At 71.8% G+C, this 20870-nt stretch carries 18 protein-coding genes; 11 read left to right on the top strand and 7 right to left on the bottom strand.

Annotation, left to right across the window (positions count from 1 at the left end; genetic code table 11):
* Nucleotides 1-53: 53 nt before the first annotated feature.
* A complete protein-coding gene (locus HEP81_RS15895) occupies nt 54-1289 on the bottom strand; it encodes a THUMP-like domain-containing protein (protein WP_037657680.1) in 1236 nt (411 codons plus the stop codon).
* A 91-nt stretch (nt 1290-1380) separates the two neighbouring features.
* Between HEP81_RS15895 and HEP81_RS15890 the strand changes: the two genes are divergently transcribed.
* The 4 genes from HEP81_RS15890 (at nt 1381) to groL (ending at nt 5609) form a co-directional block, all read left to right on the top strand.
* The gene (locus tag HEP81_RS15890; RefSeq protein ID WP_037657625.1) at nt 1381-2298 is read left to right on the top strand and encodes a polysaccharide deacetylase family protein; all 918 of its coding nucleotides are present in this window, start codon (nt 1381-1383) and stop codon (nt 2296-2298) included.
* A 291-nt stretch (nt 2299-2589) separates the two neighbouring features.
* Entirely contained in the window at nt 2590-3231 is a 642-nt protein-coding gene (locus HEP81_RS15885) for a polysaccharide deacetylase family protein (protein WP_051850278.1), read from the top strand.
* A gap of 318 nt (nt 3232-3549) precedes the next feature.
* Nucleotides 3550-3858 (top strand): co-chaperone GroES, encoded by a 309-nt coding sequence (gene groES, locus HEP81_RS15880; protein WP_037657627.1) that lies wholly within the window; start codon nt 3550-3552, stop codon nt 3856-3858.
* 122 nt (nt 3859-3980) lie between these two features.
* Nucleotides 3981-5609, top strand: a complete 1629-nt coding sequence (gene groL, locus HEP81_RS15875; protein ID WP_037657628.1) for a chaperonin GroEL — start codon at nt 3981-3983, stop codon at nt 5607-5609.
* A gap of 193 nt (nt 5610-5802) precedes the next feature.
* Here the strand turns inward: groL and HEP81_RS15870 are convergent, their stop codons facing one another.
* From HEP81_RS15870 to HEP81_RS15860, 3 genes are all read right to left on the bottom strand, one after another.
* Nucleotides 5803-6510: an ester cyclase gene (locus HEP81_RS15870; protein WP_037657631.1), complete on the bottom strand. Its 708-nt coding sequence runs from the start codon at nt 6508-6510 to the stop codon at nt 5803-5805.
* An 83-nt stretch (nt 6511-6593) separates the two neighbouring features.
* A complete protein-coding gene (locus tag HEP81_RS15865) occupies nt 6594-7367 on the bottom strand; it encodes an SDR family NAD(P)-dependent oxidoreductase (RefSeq protein ID WP_037657632.1) in 774 nt (257 codons plus the stop codon).
* Nucleotides 7368-7430: 63 nt separating this feature from the next.
* On the bottom strand, nt 7431-8099 hold the full coding sequence (locus HEP81_RS15860) for an MOSC domain-containing protein (RefSeq protein WP_037657633.1): 669 nt from the start codon (nt 8097-8099) through the stop codon (nt 7431-7433).
* Between the two features lie 80 nt (nt 8100-8179).
* Between HEP81_RS15860 and HEP81_RS15855 the strand changes: the two genes are divergently transcribed.
* Nucleotides 8180-9082, top strand: a complete 903-nt coding sequence (locus HEP81_RS15855; RefSeq protein WP_037657635.1) for a LysR family transcriptional regulator — start codon at nt 8180-8182, stop codon at nt 9080-9082.
* A 187-nt stretch (nt 9083-9269) separates the two neighbouring features.
* Here the strand turns inward: HEP81_RS15855 and HEP81_RS15850 are convergent, their stop codons facing one another.
* Nucleotides 9270-9599, bottom strand: coding sequence for a WhiB family transcriptional regulator (locus tag HEP81_RS15850; RefSeq protein ID WP_037657636.1), 330 nt, complete (start codon nt 9597-9599; stop codon nt 9270-9272).
* Between the two features lie 380 nt (nt 9600-9979).
* Between HEP81_RS15850 and HEP81_RS15845 the strand changes: the two genes are divergently transcribed.
* The 4 genes from HEP81_RS15845 to HEP81_RS15830 all read left to right on the top strand — a co-directional run bounded on the left by HEP81_RS15845 (nt 9980) and on the right by HEP81_RS15830 (nt 14549).
* Nucleotides 9980-10591 carry a response regulator transcription factor gene (locus HEP81_RS15845; RefSeq protein WP_003948568.1) on the top strand — a complete coding sequence of 204 codons (612 nt, stop codon included), beginning with the start codon at nt 9980-9982 and terminating at the stop codon, nt 10589-10591.
* A gap of 498 nt (nt 10592-11089) precedes the next feature.
* Nucleotides 11090-11677 carry a sigma-70 family RNA polymerase sigma factor gene (locus tag HEP81_RS15840; RefSeq protein ID WP_037657637.1) on the top strand — a complete coding sequence of 196 codons (588 nt, stop codon included), beginning with the start codon at nt 11090-11092 and terminating at the stop codon, nt 11675-11677.
* A gap of 139 nt (nt 11678-11816) precedes the next feature.
* Complete coding sequence (guaB, locus tag HEP81_RS15835) at nt 11817-13319, top strand: IMP dehydrogenase (RefSeq protein WP_037657640.1); 1503 nt, start codon at nt 11817-11819, stop codon at nt 13317-13319.
* Nucleotides 13320-13424: 105 nt separating this feature from the next.
* Nucleotides 13425-14549 (top strand): GuaB3 family IMP dehydrogenase-related protein, encoded by a 1125-nt coding sequence (locus HEP81_RS15830; RefSeq protein ID WP_037657642.1) that lies wholly within the window; start codon nt 13425-13427, stop codon nt 14547-14549.
* A gap of 98 nt (nt 14550-14647) precedes the next feature.
* Here the strand turns inward: HEP81_RS15830 and HEP81_RS15825 are convergent, their stop codons facing one another.
* Nucleotides 14648-15196: a hypothetical protein gene (locus HEP81_RS15825; RefSeq protein ID WP_037657644.1), complete on the bottom strand. Its 549-nt coding sequence runs from the start codon at nt 15194-15196 to the stop codon at nt 14648-14650.
* Nucleotides 15197-15358: 162 nt separating this feature from the next.
* Nucleotides 15359-16567, bottom strand: a complete 1209-nt coding sequence (locus HEP81_RS15820; protein ID WP_037657646.1) for a nucleotide sugar dehydrogenase — start codon at nt 16565-16567, stop codon at nt 15359-15361.
* Nucleotides 16568-16846: 279 nt separating this feature from the next.
* Between HEP81_RS15820 and HEP81_RS15815 the strand changes: the two genes are divergently transcribed.
* On the top strand, nt 16847-18556 hold the full coding sequence (locus HEP81_RS15815) for a glycerol-3-phosphate dehydrogenase/oxidase (RefSeq protein ID WP_037657650.1): 1710 nt from the start codon (nt 16847-16849) through the stop codon (nt 18554-18556).
* Nucleotides 18557-18774: 218 nt separating this feature from the next.
* Nucleotides 18775-20727: a serine/threonine-protein kinase gene (locus HEP81_RS15810; protein WP_106979958.1), complete on the top strand. Its 1953-nt coding sequence runs from the start codon at nt 18775-18777 to the stop codon at nt 20725-20727.
* The last annotated feature ends 143 nt before the right edge of the window (nt 20728-20870 follow it).

Raw genomic sequence — 20870 nt, 5'->3', positions numbered from 1 at the left:
CGCAAGGGCGCTGACCGCCGGGCGCGCGGAGCGCCGGATGCGCCGGCAGCGGGTCAGGGGCCCTCGGGCGGCCGTGCGGGCCCGCCGACCAGCATCGTCGGCGCCCCCGCGACCCGGGTGAGGAACACGGTCGCCGCGTTCGGACCCTGCGGCTTGACCTTGCGCCGCAGTTCCTCCGGCTCGACCGCCGACCCGCGCTTCTTCACGGTCAGCGTCCCGACCTCGCGCTCGCGCAGCAGTGCTTTCAACTTCTTCAGGTTGAAGGGGAGTTGGTCGGTGATCTCGTAGGGGGTGGCGTACGGGGTCGGGTGCAGCTCGTCGGCGGTGAGGTACGCGATGGTCGCGTCGATCAGCCCGCCTGTGACCTCCTCGGCCACCTCGGCGACCAGATGCGCGCGGATCACGGCGCCGTCCGGCTCGTACAAGTACCGCCCCACCGGCCGTACTTCGGGATCCGGCAGGCCCCGTCCGAGCAGGGTGCGCGGGCCGGGCAGCAGGGTGGCGCGCACCGCGCCCGGCGCCCCGGTCCCGAACCAGAGCACCGCCTCCTTCACATCGCCGCCGTCCGAGATCCACTCCGCCTCGGCCTCCGGCGGCACCGTCTCGTGCGGGATGCCGGGCGCGATCTTCAGCGCGGCGTGCGGTGCCCGGCGGGCGGTGGCCACGGCCCAGGACAGCGGCGGCGAGTACGCCTCGGGGTCGAAGATCCGCCCACCCGTCGCCCGGCCACCGCCCCTCATCGACGCGCTTCGCGCGCCTCCTCCTGTGTGCCCACCCCTGCGCGCCGGATCCACGAACACGGCGTCGTACCCGGCGGTGTCCACCTCCGTGACATCGGCCTCCCGCACCTCCATCAGTTCGGTGAGCCCCAGCGCCTCGGCGTTCGCCCGCGCCACGGCCGCGGTCAGCGGGTCCCGGTCCACCGCGAGCACCCGGATCCCGGCCCGCGCCAGCGCGATGGCGTCACCGCCGATCCCGCAGCACAGGTCCGCCACCGAGGTCACCCCGAGATCGGTCAGCCGCCGCGCCCGGTACGCCGCCACGCTCGCCCGCGTCGACTGCTCGACCCCGTTCGGCGTGAAGAACATCCGCTCCGCGTCCGCCGCCGCGAACTTGGCCGCCGCGCGCTGCCGCAGCCGGGCCTGGCCGAGCGCGGCCGACACCAGGTCGGCGGGGTGGTCGCGGCGCAGCCGGGTGGCGACGGCCAGTTCATCGGCCGGGGCGGTGCCGCGGACCTCTTCGAGGAGGGCCCGGCCTTCGGGGGTGAGGAGAGGAGCGAGGTCGTTCACGGGGTCATTGTGGGCCAGTCGGTGGATGGTGCGCGTCAGGGCGGCGTTGTCGTCCGGGGAGCGGGGGTGGTGCCTGCGAAGATCCAGGACCATGCGACTAGTAGTACAAAATGACAAAAGTCGGGCACGGGTCGCCCTCGGCTGTGCCGCCGCCGTCCTCGCCTCGACCGCCCTCGTCACCGGCTGCTCCGGTTCCGGCTCCGGCCCGGGCACCGCCCGCCCGGCGGCGGGGCAGGGCGCGGCCGGTCACGCCGCCCCCGACCCGCGCGCCGCCCGGGCCGCGGAACACACCCGCATGGTCGCCGCCGCGAAACGCTGGGGCCTGGACGAGGTCCCGATCGCACCCCCGGCGCCGCCCAAGGTGAAGCCCCGCATCACCGCGCGCGCCGGCTTCGAGGTGGACCACCAGGAGGACTGGGGCCTGCCGCCGGTCTTCACCACGGTCCCGACCAAGAACAAGGTCGTCTTCCTCACCATCGACGACGGCTCGGAGAAGGACCCCCGGTTCCTCCAGATGATGCGGGACCTGAAGATCCCGTACACCGCCTTCCTCAGCAACTACCTGGTCAAGGACGACTACGGCTACTTCCGCAAGGCGCAGTCCTACGGCAACACCCTCAACAACCACACCCTGACCCACCCCTATCTGCCGGGGCTGTCCTACGAGGAGCAGAAGCACGAGATCTGCGACATGCAGGACATCATGCAGAAGCAGTTCGGCAGACGCCCGACCGTCCTGCGCCCGCCCTACGGCAACTACAACCAGGACACCCTGGTCGCCGCCAAGTCCTGCGGCATCAAGTACGCCCCGATCTGGAACGAGGAGGTGTACGTCGACCACTGGGAGTTCCGCGAGGACGACCAGCAGCTGCGCCGGGGCGACATCGTCCTCACCCACTTCCGGGGCCGCAGCGACTGGGACGGCACGATGGTCGACGACATGCGCCGCTTCCTGAACAAGGTGACGCGCGAGGGGTACGCGGTGGCGCGGCTGGAGGACTACCTGTGAGTCGGCGGCGCCGGTCATGGGGGGCGCGGTGAGGTGTGCGGCGGGGCGTCGACGGCCGGTGGGCCGACGGTGAGCCGTGCGGCCGGTGGACGGCGGGTCGGGTGGCCGGCCGGGGCGTCGCCGACGGGGCACGGTGGCGCCGCCGGTGGGGCGAGGGAGAGAGGCCCGGCCGGTGGGACGACGGGAGGCGGGCCGCACCGAGTACGCGGGCCGGCTGCCGGGCCCGGCACGGCGTCCGCCGCCGCCCGGCCCGGCCGCCCGCCGGTGGGGTGGGCGGCCGGGAGGGTGCCGGTGCGGCGCTCGGCCGGTGAGCCTTCGGCGCGGTGGCGTTCGCGAGGTGCGGTTCTGCTGTCCGTCCCGGCCGGGGTGCTCGCCGCGGTCCTGTTCCTCGCCGGGTGCGCCCAGCCCGTCGTACCCATCGAACGGCTCGGCAGGAAGGCGGCGGAGGGGGTGCGACCGCACGTCCGGCCGCTCGCCGCGCCGCCGTCCCGCCTGCCCCTGCCCCCGGTCGTGGACCACGTCCCCACCCGCGACCGGGTCGTCTTCCTCACCTACGACGCCACCGACCGCCCCGCCGCGCCCGGTGAACTCCGCCTGCCGGTGAGCCGGTTCACCCCCGGGCCCCGCCCCCTGGCGGGCACGCCGTACGCCACCCAGCGCGCCGCGCTCTGCGCCCGCCGCACCCACCTCCTGCGCCCGCCCCGGGGCGCGTACGACCCGACGACCCTGCGCGCGGCCGCCGACTGCGGCGTCACGGCCGTCGTCCTGTGGCGCGCCACCCTCACCCCGACGGGCCTCACCTACCCCCGGGGCCCGCACCACCTCCGCCGCGGCGACATCGTCCGCCTCCTCCCGGACGCCCCCACCGCCCGCCTCTTGGACGCCATCCGCAGCCGAAACCTGACGGCGGCACGGCTGGAGGACTACCTGTAGCCATCCGGCCCGTCCGGCGTCCGAGGACGGAGGCCGCAAGCCGACAGCGGAGGTCCGGGGCCGCAGCCCCTGGTACGGCACGCCCGACACCGCCCGCCGGCAAACGCTCCCGCACCTGCGTTTTCGGCCGACGCGCCGCACGGAATTGGCACTCCGCTTGACCGAGTGCTAATCCCGGTCATAGTCTCGGCTCTGGCACTCCCCACTGGAGAGTGCCAACAACGCGACGGGCAGGTCCGGCACCCGCGACGACGGATCGACCTGGTCGCCACCTCAGACAGTTAACCCCGTGAGATCTCCGAAGGGGGAGGTCGGATCGTGACGACCGCCAGCACCAAGGTTGCCATCAAGCCGCTCGAGGACCGCATCGTGGTCCAGCCGCTCGACGCCGAGCAGACCACGGCCTCTGGCCTGGTCATCCCGGACACCGCGAAGGAGAAGCCCCAGGAGGGCGCCGTCCTCGCTGTCGGTCCGGGTCGCTTCGAGAACGGCGAGCGCCTGCCGCTCGACGTCAAGGTCGGCGACGTCGTCCTGTACAGCAAGTACGGCGGCACCGAGGTGAAGTACAACGGCGAGGAGTTCCTCGTCCTCTCGGCTCGCGACGTGCTCGCGATCATCGAGAAGTAATTCACCCCGAGCAAACCTCTGCTCTGAGCTGCGCCCCTGGCCCCCGCGACCGATAACGAAGCCGGGCGTCCGGGGCGCAGTTCGTCTTTTACCCACAAGATTTCGAGAGGGCTCCCGCTGTCATGGCGAAGATCCTGAAGTTCGACGAGGACGCCCGTCGCGCCCTCGAGCGCGGCGTCAACAAGCTGGCCGACACGGTGAAGGTGACGATCGGCCCCCGGGGTCGCAACGTCGTCATCGACAAGAAGTTCGGCGCCCCCACCATCACCAACGACGGTGTCACGATCGCCCGTGAGGTCGAGATCGAGGACCCGTACGAGAACCTCGGCGCGCAGCTGGTGAAGGAGGTGGCGACCAAGACCAACGACATCGCGGGTGACGGCACCACCACCGCCACCGTGCTCGCCCAGGCGCTGGTCCGCGAGGGCCTGCGCAATGTCGCCGCCGGTGCCTCCCCGGCCGCCCTGAAGAAGGGCATCGACGCCGCCGTCAAGGCGATCTCCGAGGACCTGCTCGCCACGGCCCGGCCGATCGACGAGAAGTCCGACATCGCCGCCGTCGCCGCGCTGTCCGCCCAGGACCAGCAGGTCGGCGAGCTGATCGCCGAGGCCATGGACAAGGTCGGCAAGGACGGTGTCATCACCGTCGAGGAGTCCAACACCTTCGGCCTCGAGCTGGACTTCACCGAGGGCATGGCCTTCGACAAGGGCTACCTGTCCCCGTACTTCGTGACGGACCAGGAGCGTATGGAGGCCGTCCTCGACGACCCGTACATCCTGATCCACCAGGGCAAGATCTCCGCGATCGCGGACCTGCTGCCGCTCCTGGAGAAGGTCATCCAGTCCGGCTCCAAGCCGCTGCTGATCATCGCCGAGGACGTCGACGGCGAGGCCCTGTCGACCCTGGTCGTCAACAAGATCCGCGGCACCTTCAACGCCGTCGCGGTGAAGGCCCCCGGCTTCGGCGACCGCCGCAAGGCGATGCTCCAGGACATGGCCGTCCTCACCGGCGCCACCGTCATCTCCGAAGAGGTCGGCCTCAAGGTCGACCAGGTCGGCATCGACGTGCTCGGCTCCGCCCGCCGCGTCACCGTCACCAAGGACGACACCACGATCGTCGAGGGTGCCGGCAAGTCGGAGGACCTGAGCGGCCGCGTCGCGCAGATCAAGGCCGAGATCGAGAACACCGACTCCGACTGGGACCGCGAGAAGCTCCAGGAGCGCCTCGCGAAGCTGGCCGGCGGCGTGTGCGTGATCAAGGTCGGCGCCGCCACCGAGGTGGAGCTGAAGGAGAAGAAGCACCGTCTGGAGGACGCCATCTCCGCGACCCGCGCCGCGGTCGAGGAGGGCATCGTCTCCGGTGGTGGCTCCGCTCTGGTGCACGCCTCCAAGGTCCTTGAGGGCAACCTCGACAAGACCGGCGACGAGGCCACCGGTGTCGCCGTGGTCCGCAACGCGGTCGTCGAGCCGCTGCGCTGGATCGGCGAGAACGCCGGCCAGGAGGGCTACGTCATCGTCTCCAAGGTCAAGGACCTGGAGAAGGGTCAGGGCTACAACGCCGCCACCGGTGAGTACGGTGACCTGGTCAAGGCCGGCGTCATCGACCCGGTCAAGGTGACCCGCTCCGCCCTGGAGAACGCCGCCTCCATCGCCTCCCTGCTGCTCACGACCGAGACCCTGGTCGTCGAGAAGAAGGAAGAGGAGCCGGAGGGCGCCGCGGGCCACGGCCACAGCCACGGCCACGCCCACTGAGCCTCGACGCTCCGACGAAGGCCCGGCAACCCCTCTGGGGCGCCGGGCCTTCGCGCTGCCGCACGCCCCTCGGACGCGCCTTGGTCAACTCGTAGCGCTCTGACTTCGGCGCCGCGATCTTCTTGCCCCGGCCGATCGCCGTCATCACCGGCCTTGAAGTCCGCTATGTCCGGGCGGGAACCCCGGGCGCCCGCTAGTTCTCCAACTCGTCCAGCGCGCCCAGCTGTTGCATCAGGCCCAGTTGGTCGTGCTGCCACCAGATTTCGGTGATCTTGCCGTCGGGGGCGAGGCGGAAGAGGGTCGTGCCGCTCATGGTGACATCGCGGCCGGTCGCGGGGATGCCGAGGAAGTCGCCCCGGTGGGTGGCCCGCCAGGTCCAGCGGGCGCAGGCGCGGTCGTCCTGGACGAGGACGTCCTCGACGGTGAAGGCGCAGTCGAAGGCGGCGCGCCACATGCGGTACTCGGCGCGCGCGTGGTCCAGGCCGATGGTGTCCTGCGGGTTCACCGGGTCGTGGCTGTGCACGTCCTCGGCCAGCAGGTCATTGAGCGGGGGGAGTTCGCCGGGGGCCGCGAGGATGGTGAAGAAGCGTCGTACGGTGTCCTCGGCCGGCCGCTCGGCCCGCACCACGTCGAGGTCCATGAGTACGGGCGCCTCGTCGCACAGCGCGGCCATCTCCCGGAAGACCCGGTCGCTCTCCGGCCCGCCGGAGCCACGCATCGCGTCCTCGTACGACGGGAACTCCACGACCTCCACCAGGTGCTCGGCGTCCGAGCGGTCCCGGCCGACCAGGGTGTGCGTCGCCGTCCGCCGCCCCCTGGCCCGCGCGACCCAGTCGTCCATGAGCCGGTTCATCTCGTCCGGCCGGTTCGTCCTGCACTCGATGAGCTGTACGAAGGTCATGGCGCCGCCTCCGGCCCCCCTGATCCGGTCGTCACCCCCAGTTTCCCACCGGACCGCCGTCGGCACCCGCCCGCGGGCCCCGCCTACTGCGGGCCGTACTTGCGCCCGGTGCGGGAGGTGACCCCGCCGAGGAGCCCGCGCGGGGTGACCTTCACCAATCCCATCAGCGCCTTGTAACGGGGGTCCGGGATCGACAGCGACTTGCCGCGCGCCAGGTCGGTGAGGGCCGCCGCGACCAGCTTGTCGGCGTCCAGCCACATCCAGCCGGGGATGTTGTCCGTCCCCATTCCGGCCCGCTGATGGAACTCGGTGCGCACGAACCCGGGGCACAGCACCATCAGCCGCACCCCCGTACCGGCCAGGTCCCGCGCCGCGCCCTGGGTGAACTGCACGACCCACGCTTTGGACGCGCCGTAGGTGCCCCGGGGCACGAAGGCCGCCACCGAGGCGACATTGACCACCCCGCCCCGGCCGCGCTCGCGCATCGCCTCGGCCGCCGCCGAGGTCAGCCGCAGCACCGCCTCGCAGTGCACCTTGAGCATGGTCAGCTCGTCCGCCATGGAGACTTCCAGATAGCGGCCCTTGTTGCCGAAACCGGCGTTGTTGATCAGCAGGTCGACCGGGTTCTTGCGGTCCCCGAGCCGGTCGGCGGCGGTCTCGATGCCCTTGTCCTCGGAGAGGTCGGCGGGCAGCACCTCCGCCTCGATGCCGTGCCGGTCGTGCAGCTCGGTCGCCTGTTCGCGCAGCCGCTTGGCGTCCCGTGCCACCAGGACGAGGTCATGCCCGTCAGCCGCCAGCCGCCGCGCGAAGGCGGCGCCGATCCCCGCGGTCGATCCCGTAATCAGAGCCGTTGTCATGACCCAAGGTTAGTGATCGCGGACGATCCGGACCCGCCGTGTCCGCCATGCGGTGACGGGTTCTCAGCGGGCCTGCTCCGCGACGTACTTGCGGGCCGCGGCCAGCGCCTCCGGGTGCAGGTCGTCGCCCGCGGCGAGCAGACGGGGCAGCAGCTCCCGCTCGGTGGTGGTCGCGCGGAACTCCATCGCCGCCGTCACTCCGTGGCCGGGCCGGTGCAGGATCTCGACGGCGTCGCCCGCGCGTATCTCGCCGGGCTCGATCACCCGGAGGTAGGCACCCGTCGCCGCCTTCCGGGTGAACCTGCGGACCCAGCCCGGCTCGCCCAGATGGCCCTGGAAGGTACGGCACGGGATACGGCCCGAGGTCACCTGGAGCTCCACCGCCGGACCGATCCGCCAGCGCTCGCCGATCAGCGCTCCGGAGACATCGAGCCCGCCGGTCGTGATGTTCTCCCCGAAGCAGCCGTTGGCCAGGGTGCGGCCCAGCTCGCGCTCCCAGTCGTCCAGGTCCTCGCGCGCGAACGCGTACACCGCCTGGTCGTCCCCGCCGTGATGCTTCAGGTCGCACACCGTGTCCCCGGCGAGCCCGCTGCCCGCGGTCCCCTTCGGACCCGGCGCGGACACCATGACAGGCCCCTCGACCGGCCTCTTGTCGATGCCCGTCAGGCCGCCCGGATGGCTTGTGTACGGCACCGGGCGGGCCTGTCCGACGTTGACGGAGAGAAGCTTCATGCCCGCACCGTACGGGATCGTTACTCAAAGCGTCGAGCGAATTTCGGACGTCGACCCCAAGACGGCCTTATGCTTGAGGGATGATCGAGGCCCGTCATCTCCGTGTCCTGCGCGCCGTCGCCGCCACCGGCTCCTTCTCGGCGGCGGGGCGCGAGCTGGGCTGCACCCAGCCCGCCGTCAGCCAGCAGATGAAGGCCCTGGAGACCTCCGTCGGCACCCCGCTGCTGATCCGCGCGGGCCGCGAGATGCGGCTGACCCAGGCGGGCGAGGCCCTGGTCAGGCACGCCTCCGGCATCCTCGCCGGGCTCACCGCCGCCGAGGAGGAGGTCGCCGCCATCGCGGGCCTGCGGGCCGGCCGGGTCCGGCTGGTCTCCTTCCCCAGCGGAAGCTCCACCCTGGTCCCCACCGCCCTGGCCGCCCTGCGCGCCGCGCACCCCGGCACCCGGGTCTCCCTGGAGGAGGCCGAACCCCCGCGCTCCGTCGAGCTGCTGCGCGAGGGCGACTGCGATCTCGCCCTTGCCTTTCGCTACGAGGGCGCGGCGGTCGCCGAGGACTGGGACGACCTGGTCGTACGCCCCCTGCTGACCGACCGTCTGGTGGCCCTGGTGCCCGAGCGGCACCGGCTCGCGCGCGCCGAGACCGTCGCCATCAGGGAGCTGGCCGAGGAGCCCTGGATCGCGGGCTGCCCGCGCTGCCGGGGCCAGCTGGTGGAGGTCTGCCAGGGCGCCGGGTTCGCGCCGCGCATCGACTTCGCCACCGACGACTATCCGGCGGTCGCCGGCCTGGTGGGCGCGGGTCTGGGCGTGGCCGTACTGCCGCAGCTCGCGGTGGAGTCGGTACGGCCGCGAGGGGTGCGCGCGGTGCGCCTCGAACCCGCGGTGCGGCGAGAGATCGTCGCGCTCACCCTGCCCGATCTGGCACAGGTTCCGGCGGTGGCGGCGACCCTGGAGCAGCTGTCGCGGGCGGCCGGGCGCGCGGTGTGACACCGCGCCGCGAAGAAGCCCGGTAGGCGTGAAGAAGCCCGGTAGGGGCTCCAGGTGAGGAGCCCGGCAGGGACCCCGGGCGGCGCCGAGGCGTGAAGCCGCGCGGAATCGCGGGCGCGCGTGGCGTGCCCGGAGGGGGGTGGGGGCGCCGGAGCGTCCGGCGGACCCTGGGTGCAGAAACGTTCCTTCAGTGACTGTGGGCGGTGTCGCCGCCGGTGGTCGAGGCGGCCACCAGGCGGTTGCGTGCCCGCCCCATCAGCTCCTCGCGCTCGTCCTCGGTCAGGCCGCCCCAGACGCCGTACGGCTCGCGCACGGCAAGCGCGTGCGCCGCGCACTCCGCACGGACCGGGCACCTCATGCAGACCTCCTTGGCCGAGTTCTCGCGAGCGCTCCGAGCCGCCCCGCGCTCGCCCTCCGGGTGAAAGAAGAGCGAGCTGTCCACCCCGCGGCAAGCAGCCAGCAGCTGCCAGTCCCACAGGTCCGCGTTCGGTCCGGGAAGGCGGGAGAAATCTGCCATTACGTGACCCCTTGTAGCCGTTCTGGGCGGATACGGTGCCAACGACCGTACATCTCCGGTCTAAGGAGATGTAAATATGACTCATTGCGAATCTAGCCCCGAACACTACGAAACGGGAAGAAAAGCAGCTGAATGGGGCATAGGTTGTGATGAAAAGTTGAGGGTCCGTTGAGCATGTCTGCACCGTGTCGGTGCCCTCACGTAGAGTGCCGATGACGGTGTGCAGCCCCGTAACTCTTTCGAGTGACCGTCGTTGAGAGTGCGGAGGCGGTTGAAAAAACAAGCGCTCGGGCAGGCGTCCGAGACGGTCGACCGCACAGGTGAGATTCCGTACCAGCCTGGAGGCTCAAGGTGACGCGCATCAGCTGCGGAGGGCGGTCATGACATCCGTCCTCGTCTGCGACGACTCCCCGCTTGCCCGAGAAGCGCTCCGCCGCGCGGTCGCGACCGTGCCCGGTGTCGAGCGTGTGACGACGGCGGCCAACGGCGAGGAAGTCCTCCGCCGCTGGGGCGCCGATCGCTCCGACCTCATTCTGATGGATGTGCGCATGCCCGGCCTGGGCGGCGTCGAGACGGTGCGCCGATTGCTGTCCGCCGATCCCGGCGCGCGCATCATCATGCTGACCGTCGCCGAGGACCTGGACGGCGTGGCCCTCGCGGTCGCCGCCGGTGCCCGGGGCTATCTGCACAAGGACGCCTCGCGCGCCGAACTGCGGGCCACGGTCACCCAGGCCCTCGCCGACCCGACCTGGAGGCTGGCCCCGCGCCGGCTGCGCTCGGCCGAGATGGGCGCCGCGCCCACGCTCACCGCGCGTGAGATCCAGGTCCTGGAGGGGATGAGCCACGGCCGCTCGAACGCCGAGATCGGCCGTGAGCTGTTCCTCTCCGAGGACACCGTCAAGACCCACGCCCGGCGCCTGTTCAAGAAGCTCGGCGCCTCGGACCGTGCCCACGCGGTGGCCCTCGGTTTCCGCTGGGGCCTGGTCAGGTAGGACCCGGCGGGCCCCGCGCGCCATGCCGCGCGGGGCCGGGCGAGTCCTGGCTCTCGGGGGCCGTCGTGAAGACGCCCCTGGTGCCCGGGACCCTCGCCGGTCCGGCGAGCGGAGCCGTGGCAGACCCCCGGTCGGCGCGGCGCGCCCCGCTCCCGGCGGTGCCGTCCGTGTCGTGCGTCCCCGTCGGCTTCCCGCGCCCCGGTGCCCGCCCCCGCGGGTTCTCGCAGGCCGGTGTCCGTCGCGGCCGGCCGGAAGATACCGCGTACGCTCCGCCAGGGCGTGCCGTTCGGCGGCGTGCAAGGCGGCCCACCGGACGGGCGCTGCTCGTTTCGGCGCGGATGCCGCATCCTTGAGGGTGTGGAGTCTCTCGGGGACGAGTCGGTCGAGCGGAAGGGGAGGGCGCAGGGGATGAGTGCCGGCGCACCTGCTCATAACGCTTCGGTGCACAACCATCAGCACGATGCGACGGACCGGACGGCCGCAGGGCACCATGGACCGATGCGCGACGACGAGGCGGGCACGGCCCAGGGGGCGATCGGTGCTCTCGTGCTTCGTGCCGTCGACGGCGACGAACAGGCCACGCACGACCTGCTCGCGCACGTCCATCCGCTGGCGCTGCGCTACTGCCGCACCCGGCTGTCGCGACTGCCCGGCGACGCGCGCCACTTCGTGGAGGACCTCGCCCAGGAGGTCTGTGTCGCCGTCCTGCTCGCGCTGCCCCGCTACCGGGACACCGGGCGCCCCTTCGAGGCGTTCGTCTTCGCCATCGCCTCGCACAAGGTCGCCGACCTCCAGCGCGCCGCGATGCGCCATCCGGGTTCGACCGCCGTGCCCTCCGACGAGATGCCCGAGCGGCCCGACGACTCGCTCGGCCCCGAGGAGCGCGCCCTGCTCAGCAGCGACGCCGAGTGGGCCAAGAAACTGCTGGCCAACCTCCCCGAGAACCAGCGCGAACTGCTGCTGCTGCGCATCGCGGTGGGCCTCACGGCGGAGGAAACCGGACAGATGTTGGGAATGTCACCCGGAGCGGTCAGGGTCGCCCAGCACCGGGCCCTGAGCCGACTGCGGGCCCTCGCCGAGCAGTAGCGGCATCGGCGCCCGGCGTCTTCGCGAACACCGTATGAACATACGAAGCCGAAGGTGATCTTCCGCCGTGGAATTTGCTGGCCATGCCTGCCGTTAGCATGGACATCCGCACCGAGCAAGGCCATTTGGGGAAGGTGTCATGACTGCCAACGTCGACGGAGTGCCCGGAAAATTCGCGACACTCGGGCTGACCTACGACGACGTGCTGCTGCTGCCGGGGGCCTCCGAGGTGCTCCCCAACGCGGTCGACACCTCGTCACGCATCTCCCGCAACGTCCGGGTGAACATCCCGATGCTGTCGGCGGCGATGGACAAGGTGACCGAGTCCCGCATGGCCATCGCCATGGCCCGCCTCGGTGGCGTCGGCGTCCTGCACCGCAATCTCTCCGTCGAGGACCAGGTCAACCAGGTCGACCTGGTGAAGCGGTCCGAGTCCGGCATGGTCACCGACCCGATCACGGTGCACCCGGAGGCCACGCTCGCCGAGGCCGACGCCCTGTGCGCCAAGTTCCGCATCAGCGGTGTCCCGGTCACCGACCCGGCCGGCAAGCTGCTCGGCATCGTGACCAACCGCGACATGGCCTTCGAGAGCGACCGCAGCCGTCGGGTGCGCGAGGTCATGACCCCGATGCCGCTGGTCACCGGCAAGGTCGGCACCTCCGGCCCGGAGGCCATGGAGCTGCTGCGCAAGCACAAGATCGAGAAGCTGCCGCTGGTCGACGAGGCGGGCGTCCTCAAGGGCCTCATCACGGTCAAGGACTTCGTCAAGGCCGAGCAGTACCCGAACGCCGCCAAGGACGCCGAGGGCCGTCTGCTCGTCGGTGCCGCCGTCGGCGCGAGCCCCGAGGCGCTGGAGCGCGCCCAGGCGCTCGCCGAGGCGGGCGCGGACTTCCTGGTCGTCGACACCTCGCACGGCCACAACAGCAACGCCCTCAGCTGGATGGCGAAGATCAAGTCCAGCGTGAACGTGGACGTGATCGGCGGCAATGTCGCCACCCGCGACGGCGCCCAGGCGCTCATCGACGCCGGTGTCGACGGCATCAAGGTGGGCGTCGGACCGGGCTCGATCTGCACCACGCGGGTGGTCGCCGGTATCGGTGTCCCGCAGGTCACGGCCATCTACGAGGCGTCCCGCGCCGCCCGCCAGGCGGGCATCCCGCTGATCGGCGACGGCGGCCTCCAGTACTCCGGCGACATCGGCAAGGCCCTCGCGGCCGGCGCCGACACCGTGATGCTGGGCAGTCTCCTGGCCGGCTGCGAGGAGTCCCCGGGCGAGCTGCTGTTCATCAACGGCAAGCAGTTCAAGTCGTACCGCGGCATGGGCTCGCTGGGCGCCATGCAGTCCCGCGGCCAGGGCCGGTCGTACTCGAAGGACCGCTACTTCCAGGCCGAGGTGGCGTCCGACGACAAGCTCGTGCCCGAGGGCGTCGAGGGCCAGGTGCCCTACCGCGGCCCGCTCGCCAACGTGCTGCACCAGCTGGTCGGCGGTCTGCGCCAGACCATGGGCTACGTGGGCGCGGCCACCATCGAGGAGATGGAGTCCAAGGGCCGCTTCGTGCGGATCACCTCGGCGGGTCTCAAGGAGAGCCACCCGCACGACATCCAGATGACGGTCGAGGCGCCGAACTACAGCGCCAAGTAGTCACCGGAGCGTGCCGAAGGCGGTCCCGGAACATCCGGGGCCGCCTTTGTCGTACCCGTCGGCGATACTGGAAGGCGCTGAAACGCAACAGGAAAGGCCACAGACGTGACTGAGATCGAGATCGGGCGCGGCAAGCGCGGCCGCCGGGCGTACGCCTTCGACGACATCGCCGTCGTCCCCAGCCGCCGTACGCGGGACCCGAAGGAGGTCTCGATCGCCTGGCAGATCGACGCCTACCGCTTCGAGCTGCCCTTCCTGGCGGCTCCCATGGACTCCGTGGTCTCCCCGGCCACCGCGATCCGTATCGGCGAGCTGGGCGGCCTCGGCGTGCTCAACCTCGAAGGTCTGTGGACGCGGTACGAGGACCCGCAGCCGCTGCTGGACGAGATCACCGAGCTGCCGGCCGAGCGCGCCACCCGCCGCCTCCAGGAGATCTACGCGGCGCCCATCAAGGAGGAGCTGATCGGCGCCCGCATCAAGGAGGTGCGCGACTCCGGTGTGGTCACGGCCGCCGCGCTCTCCCCGCAGCGCACCGCCCAGTTCTCCAAGGCGGTCGTGGACGCGGGCGTGGACATCTTCGTGATCCGCGGCACCACGGTCTCCGCGGAGCACGTGTCCTCCTCGCACGAGCCGCTGAACCTGAAGCAGTTCATCTACGAGCTGGACGTCCCGGTGATCGTCGGCGGCTGCGCCACCTACACCGCCGCCCTGCACCTGATGCGCACCGGCGCGGCCGGCGTCCTGGTCGGCTTCGGCGGCGGCGCCGCGCACACCACCCGCAATGTGCTGGGCATCCAGGTCCCGATGGCCACCGCCGTCGCCGATGTGGCCGCGGCCCGCCGCGACTACATGGACGAATCCGGCGGCCGCTATGTGCACGTGATCGCGGACGGCGGTGTCGGCTGGTCCGGCGATCTGCCCAAGGCGATCGCCTGCGGCGCCGACGCGGTGATGATGGGCTCCCCGCTGGCCCGCGCCACGGACGCGCCCGGCAAGGGCCACCACTGGGGCATGGAGGCGGTCAACGAGGAGCTGCCGCGCGGCAAGAAGGTCGACCTCGGCACCGTCGGCACCATCGAGGAGGTCCTCACCGGCCCGTCCCACACCCCGGACGGCTCGATGAACCTCTTCGGCGCCCTGCGCCGCGCCATGTCCACCACCGGCTACAGCGAGCTCAAGGAGTTCCAGCGGGTCGAGGTGACGGTCGCGGACAGCCAGCACAAGCGCTGATCCGAGGTTCGAAGGTCTCGTACAGGGGCTTCGTACGACGCGAAGGGGTCCGGCCACCGCAGCGGTGGCCGGACCCCTTCGCGTGCTCGGGGCGCGTCTTACCGGGCGGCCTTCTTGGCGGCCGAGAACGCGGCGAAACCCGCGATGGCGAAGAACACGAAGGTGAGCAGGTCGGCATCCTGCTTCCAGGCCTTCTGCACCACGTCGAAGTGGTCGAAGAAGACCTGCGAGAAGCTCAGGCCGGTCGCCTTGGCGCCGATCATCGCCTCGCCCACCAGCTGGCCGAAGTACACCGAGACCAGCGCCAGCACCACGGAGGCGATCGGCAGGACGGCGTTGCGGCCGCCCGCCTTGCCCGCCGCGAGGCCGATGACGAAGCCGACACCCACGGCCGCGTAGCCGATCTCGTGCTTGGTGCCGCCGATGATCAGGCCGTAGAGCCCGGCGGCGACCACGGCGGCGACCACCGCGGCGACGAGGCCGAGGGCCGGGTTGCCGCGGACCGGCGCGGGCGCGACGGGGGCCAGCGGCATGCCGGGGGCGCCCGGCTGCGGCGGGTACGGCATACCGGCCGGCGCCTGCTGGGCGTACGGGTTGGCGTCGACCGGGCCGGGCTGCGGCTGCGGCGGTGGTGCTGACTGGCTCATGACAGAAATCCCCCCGTGCTGTGGCACAAACTGGATGAGGTGGAACGGGAGACCACTCGCACCTGTGTGCGGTAAGTCCGGGGGAGACTAACAGGCAGGGCCGACGACGCCCCGGTTGTTTTCCTATCGTGACCTGGTGCGGAGTTTCGAACGGAGCGCTCCTCAGAGCCGGTTCGCCGCGCCCGTCGGGGTTGCTCCCCTCGTGTCCAGGAGGAGTTGGGCCTTTACCGACAGGCCCTGGAGGTCGTACGTGCGGTGCTGCTGGAGCAGGATCGTCAGGTCGGCGGCCGCGGCGGCCTCGTAGAGGGAGTCGACGCGTGGGACCGGGCGGTCCAGGACGCTCCAGGCGGGCACGTAGGGGTCGTGGTAGCTCACGGACGCGCCGAGTTGCATCAGGCGTGCGGCGATCTCCCTGGCCGGGGCGCCCTGCTGGTCGGGGAGGTCCGCCTTGTAGGTCACGCCGAGCAGCAGCACGCGCGCACACCGGGCGGACTTGCCGTGCTCGTTGAGCAGCGTCGCGGCGCGCTGTACGACGTATGCGGGCATCCGGTTGTTGACCTGCTGGGCCAGTTCCACCATGCGCAGGGCGCGGCTCGCGTATCCGGTGAGGTCCTGCGGGACGGCGTGGCCGCCGACGCCGGGGCCCGGCCGGAACGCCTGGAAGCCGAACGGCTTGGTCTCTGCGCAGCGGATGACGTCCCACAGGTCGACACCGAGTTCGTGGCAGAGCACGGCCATCTCGTTGACCAGCGCGATGTTGACGTGCCGGAAGTTGGTCTCCAGGATCTGCACCGCCTCCGCCTCGCGCAGCCCGCGCGCGCGGACCACCTTGTCGGTGAGCCGGCCGTAGAAGGCGGCGGCCGACTCGGTGCAGGCGGGGGTGAGGCCGCCGATGACCTTGGGGGTGCCGGCCGGGGTGTGCGCGCGGTTGCCGGGGTCGACCCGGCTGGGCGAGTAGGCGAGATGGAAGTCGCGGCCCGCGCGCAGCCCGGAGCCCTCCTCCAGGAGGGGACGCAGGAATTCCTCGGTCGTGCCCGGCGGCACCGGCGACTCCAGGATGACCGTGGTGTTCGGGCGCAGCCGTCCGGCCAGGGTGTGGGCGGCGGCCTCGACCTGGCCGAGGTCCAGGCCGCCGTCGGCGCCGGGCGGGGTGGGCGCGCAGATCACCGCGGTGCGCACCCGGCCGAGCTGGGCCGGGTCGGTGGCGCGCCGGAAGCCGGTCGCGTGCATCCGGCGCAGCTCGGCGGGGCTCAGCGGCCCCGCCTCGGGTCCGGTGGCATAGCCGAGGGTGGGGATGCCGGCGGCCACCGCGGCCTGGGCGAGCGGCAAACCGTAGGGGCCGAGGCCGATGACGGCGAGGTCTGCGGACATGGCGTGGGCCGTCCTTCCCAGTAACCGAAGTGGAACCGATGCGCAACCGCTGTGGACAGGATGAACGAGCGCACTGTCACACTAGGAGTAAATATGACCGTTATGTGGGATTCTGTTCGTGTGTCTCTCGGGGGATGTGCGCCGGTTGTCCACAGGTCGCGGGCGCGTGGTGGCTGAAGTCGGGCATGCCGGTCAGAATTTGGGCATGAGGTGGTGGTGACCGGCCTCGCCCTCCGGGTGCGGCCGACGCGAGCGAGTCAGCGACAGCGGGAGGCAGCGGTGAGGACAGCGACTCTGGGACCGGTGCAGCGCGCCGAGGCACTGGCGGCGATGGCCGAGCACGAGCTGGACGTACTGGTGATCGGCGGCGGAGTGGTCGGCGCGGGCACCGCGCTCGACGCCGTCACCCGCGGCCTGTCCACCGGTCTGGTCGAGGCCCGTGACTGGGCGTCCGGCACCTCCAGCCGCTCCAGCAAGCTCATCCACGGCGGACTGCGCTATCTGGAGATGCTCGACTTCGCGCTGGTCCGCGAGGCGTTGAAGGAGCGCGGCCTGCTCCTGGAGCGGCTCGCCCCGCACCTGGTCAAACCGGTGCCGTTCCTCTACCCGTTGCAGCACCGCGGCTGGGAGCGGCTGTACGCGGGTTCGGGCGTCGCGCTCTACGACGCGATGTCCATGGCCCGCGGCCACGGCCGGGGCCTGCCCGTGCACCGCCATCTGACCCGCGGTCAGGCCCTGCGCGTGGCACCCTGTCTGCGCAAGGACGCCCTGGTCGGCGCCCTTCAGTACTACGACGCCCAGGTGGACGACGCCCGTCTCGTGGCCACCCTGGTGCGCACGGCGGCGTCGTACGGCGCGCGGGTCGCCAACCGGGCGCGTGTCACCGGGTTCATACGCGAGGGCGAGCGGGTCGTCGGCGCCCGGGTGCAGGACGTCGAGGGCGGCGGGGAGTACGAGGTGCGCGCCCAGCAGGTCGTCAACGCCACCGGGGTGTGGACCGACGACACCCAGGCCATGGTGGGCGAGCGCGGCCAGTTCCATGTCCGCGCCTCCAAGGGCATCCACCTGGTCGTGCCCAAGGACCGCATCCACTCCACCAGCGGGCTGATCCTGCGCACCGAGAAGTCCGTCCTCTTCGTCATCCCCTGGGGCCGGCACTGGATCGTCGGCACCACCGACACCGGCTGGGACCTCGACAAGGCCCACCCGGCCGCCTCCAGCGCCGACATCGACTACCTGCTGGAACACGTCAACTCGGTGCTGGCCGTGCCGCTGCGCCGGGACGATGTGCAGGGGGTGTACGCGGGGCTGCGACCGCTGCTGGCCGGCGAGTCCGACGCCACCAGCAAGCTCTCCCGCGAGCACACCGTCGCCCATCCGGCGCCGGGCCTGGTGGTCGTGGCGGGCGGCAAGTACACCACCTACCGGGTGATGGCGAAGGACGCCGTCGACGAGGCGGTGCACGGCCTGGACCGGCGTGTCGCGGACTGCGTCACCGAGGAGACCCCGCTGCTCGGCGCGGAGGGCTACCACGCGCTGTGGAACGCGCGGGCCCGCATAGCCGCCCGCACCGGACTGCACACGGTCCGGGTGGAACACCTGCTGAACCGGTACGGCTCGATGGCCGAGGAGATCTTCGACCTCATCGAGGCGGACCCCGCGCTCGGCGAACCGCTGCGCGCCGCCGACGACTATCTGCGCGCCGAGGTCGTCTACGCCGCCTCGCACGAGGGCGCCCGCCACCTGGACGACGTCCTCACCCGGCGCACCCGCATCTCCATCGAGACCTTCGACCGCGGCACCCGCAGCGCCCGCGAGGCCGCCGAGCTGATGGCCCCGGTCCTCGGCTGGGACAAGGACCAGATCGAACGCGAGGTCGAGCACTACGAGAAGCGGGTCGAGGCCGAACGCGAGTCCCAACTCCAGCCCGACGACCTGACGGCGGACGCGGCGCGGCTGGGCGCGCCGGACATCGTGCCGCTCAGCTGACGGGGTGCCGGAGGGCGTCCGGCGCAGGGGGTTTGACCGGGTGTGACCGAAGGGTCGGCACCGCGGGTCGCCGGGGTCTCACGGGCCGTCATGCCGTCAAGCCGAAGCGCGCCTTCGGGGAGCTTCGCGGTGGCCGGGGGAGGGGCCCCAGGGCGTGGAGCACTTGTCGGGTGAGAGACAATGGAGGCTCTGTCAGGGCGGGTTGCATGAGGGGACGCATGTCGGAGGCGGAGCGGGCGGGGACATCTCGTCAGGAGACTCGGCAGGGCAAGAGCGGACGGCGTCTCCTCGCCGGGCGGTACCGGCTGGGAGACGTGCTGGGCCGCGGTGGCATGGGCACGGTCTGGCGCGCCGAGGACGAGACCCTCGGCCGCACGGTCGCCGTCAAGGAGCTGCGGTTCCCGACGAACATCGACGAGGAGGAGAAGCGGCGCCTGATCACCCGCACCCTGCGTGAGGCCAAGGCGATCGCCCGGATCCGCAACAACAGCGCGGTGACGGTCTTCGACGTGGTCGACGAGGACGACCGGCCCTGGATCGTCATGGAGCTGGTGGAGGGCAAGTCCCTCGCCGAGGTCATCCGCGAGGACGGCGTGCTGGAGCCCAGGCGCGCCGCCGAGGTGGGCCTCGCCGTCCTCGATGTGCTGCGCTCCGCCCATCGCGAGGGCATCCTGCACCGGGACGTGAAGCCGTCCAATGTGCTCATCGCCGACGACGGCCGCGTCGTCCTCACCGACTTCGGCATCGCACAGGTCGAGGGCGACCCGTCCATCACCTCGACCGGCATGCTCGTCGGCGCCCCCTCCTACATCTCCCCGGAGCGCGCCCGCGGCCACAAGCCGGGCCCCGCCGCCGACCTGTGGTCGCTCGGCGGGCTGCTGTACGCGGCGGTCGAGGGGGTGCCGCCGTACGACAAGGGTTCGGCGATCGCCACGCTCACCGCGGTGATGACCGAGCAGCTGGACGAGCCCAAGAACGCGGGCCCGCTGCGGGACGTCATCTACGGCCTGCTCACCAAGGACCCGGCCGAGCGGCTGGACGACGCCGGGGCGCGCGTCCTGCTCGACAAGGTCATCCACGCGCGCGAGCCGGAACCACTGGACGCCACCCGGGTCGTACCGCTGCCCGCGCAGCCGGCCGAGGGTGGGGGCAAGCGCAGCGAGGAGGCCGCGGAGAAGCTGCGCGGCGCGCTGCGTTCGGTGCGCAAGGCGGCGGCGGGGGCCGCGGCCGGCGCCGCCACCGGTGCCGCGGCGGACGCGGCGCGACCCAAGAGCGGCGGTTCCGCCTCGGCTTCCGGCAACGCCTCCGGCAAGGGGCCGGGCGCGGCCACGCCGAACCCCGCCGGGAGCCCGGCGGGCAACGCGGGGTCGGCGAAGCCCCGTTCGGGCTGGCCCGTGATGCCCCCGCCGGATCTGGACCTGCCGCCCAGGCCCGCGCCGAAGGCCTCGCTCACGGATGTGGTGCCCCGGCGCACGCTGGTGGTCGTGGCCGTGGTGGTCGCCCTCGCGGTGATCGGCACCGTGCTGGCCGTCGCCCTCAGCGGCGGCGACGACAAGGACGACAAGGGCGCCGCCCGGACCACGGCCGGCGCGAGCGCGTCCGCCGGGGCGGGGCGGAGCAAGGGCCCGGCCGCCGGTACCCGTACGGACGGCGGGAGTACGGCGCCCACCGCCACGGGGACCGGGACCGGCACCGGCAAGGACGTCAGCGCGGGCGCGTCCGCCGACGCCGGCAGCGCGCCCGCCGTCTCCACCCGCAAGGGCGGCCAGGGCTACTCGCTCGGGCTGCCCAAGGGATGGTCGTACCAGTCGCACGGATCGGCCGGTGACCGCTACACCGGCCCCGACGGGCAGAAACTGCTCGTGGCCTGGACCGGTACGCCCAAGGACGACCCGGTGGCGGACTGGAAGAGCCAGGAGCACTACATGGTGCGCTCCCAGTACCACCGGATCCGGATCGAGGAGGCGGACTACCGGGGCTGGAACACGGCCGACTGGGAGTTCACCTACGTCGACGGCGGCACCGAGTACCGCACCGTCGACCGCGGCTTCGTGGTGAACGACCACCTCGGGTACGCGCTGATGTACACCGCGAAGGCCGGCGACTGGGACGGCGATCTGCGCAAGGACACCTGGAAGACGCTGACAGCGTCCTTCAAGCCCAAGTCCTAGAGCCCGGAAGGCGGTTCGTGGCACCGGAATCGGGCAACCGCGCGGTGCGGGTTGCCTCCGGCACGTATCGTGAATGGTTGAGGACCGTACGGAGCCGGACGCGGGTGCGAAACGGGCCACGAGACGAACGGATGTGACCAAAC

The sequence above is a fragment of the Streptomyces griseofuscus genome, assembly GCF_014673495.1.
Classification (GTDB): Bacteria; Actinomycetota; Actinomycetes; order Streptomycetales; family Streptomycetaceae; genus Streptomyces; species Streptomyces murinus.
The sequence above is the reverse complement of the archived record's forward strand: the minus strand, read 5'-3'. Positions and strand labels throughout refer to the sequence as shown.